This window comes from Arthrobacter sp. M4, assembly GCF_020251205.1.
Taxonomy (GTDB): Bacteria; Actinomycetota; Actinomycetes; order Actinomycetales; family Micrococcaceae; genus Arthrobacter.
The window spans coordinates 1-247 of the sequence record NZ_JAIWYX010000085.1 but is presented as its reverse complement, the minus strand read 5'-3'; the positions used below and the strand labels follow the sequence as shown (position 1 = coordinate 247).

The following is a 247-nucleotide window of genomic DNA, read 5'->3' as shown; positions in this document are numbered from 1 at the left end:
TTTCCCTGCAGCCGGCGGGCCTGCCGGTTCGGGCGCATGACCTCCACCACGCGTATGCCCCGGCGTGTGAGGATGCGGGAGAGCTCGGCGCCGTAACTGCCGGTCCCTTCCACTCCCGCAGCCAGGAGATGGCCGTATCCGATGATGAAGTCGATGATGCCTTGGTCGCCGGGCCCGCGGCGGGGAATTCCCTGGCGGCCAGGTGTCGGCCGGTGTCTGTGATGAGGGCGACGTGGTGGGTATCGGC

The 247-nt window shown here is 68.8% G+C and carries 1 pseudogene; it reads right to left on the bottom strand.

Annotation, left to right across the window (positions count from 1 at the left end):
- Positions 1-247: pseudogene (locus LD110_RS23505) on the bottom strand (hypothetical protein); the annotation flags it as partial.